The organism is Methylobacterium aquaticum (assembly GCF_001043915.1).
In the GTDB taxonomy this organism is placed as follows: Bacteria; Pseudomonadota; Alphaproteobacteria; order Rhizobiales; family Beijerinckiaceae; genus Methylobacterium; species Methylobacterium aquaticum.
The window spans coordinates 1-712 of the sequence record NZ_LABX01000053.1; the positions used below are offsets into that span (position 1 = coordinate 1).

1 protein-coding gene is annotated in these 712 nt (G+C 70.4%); it reads left to right on the forward strand.

Annotated elements, in window-relative coordinates; genetic code table 11:
* A partial coding sequence (locus tag VP06_RS07490) for an AMP-binding protein (RefSeq protein ID WP_048463207.1) occupies positions 1-712 on the forward strand: 712 nt, incomplete at both ends.

A 712-nucleotide genomic window follows, 5' to 3' on the forward strand; every position in this document is an offset into this window, starting at 1 on the left:
TGCGCCCGGGTGCTGGGGGCCAAGCTCGGGCCGCTCGCCCCGCAGGGCCGGGCCATCGGCGTGATGCTGCCGAATGCCAACGCGGCGGCCGTCACGGTGCTCGGCGTGATGTCGGCGGGCCGGGTGCCGGCGATGATCAACTTCACCGCCGGCCCGACCAACATCCTCAACGCCTGCAAGGCGGCGGAGGTCGAGACCATCGTCACCTCCCGGGCCTTCGTGCAGAAGGGCCGCCTCGACGCCCTGGTGGAGGCGCTGAGCCAGAGCCTGAGGATCGTCTACCTGGAGGATGTCCGCGGGCAGGTCGGCCGGATCGACAAGCTCCGCGGCTTCTTGAGCTGGCGGCAGGCGCTTCATCCCCGCCGCCCGGAGGATCCGGCCGCGATCCTGTTCACCTCGGGCAGCGAGGGCACGCCGAAGGGCGTGGTGCTGTCCCACCGCAACATGCTGGCCAACGCCGCCCAGGCCCAGGCGCGGATCGATTTCGGCCGCACCGACAAGGTGTTCAACGTCCTGCCGGTGTTCCACTCCTTCGGGCTCACCGTCGGGCTGGTGCTGCCGCTGGTCTCCGGCGTGCCGGTCTACCTCTATCCCTCGCCGCTGCACTACCGGGTGGTGCCGGAGCTGGTCTACGGCTCGAACAGCACCATCCTGTTCGGCACCGACACGTTCCTCACGGGCTACGCCCGCGCCGCCCACGCCTACGATTTCC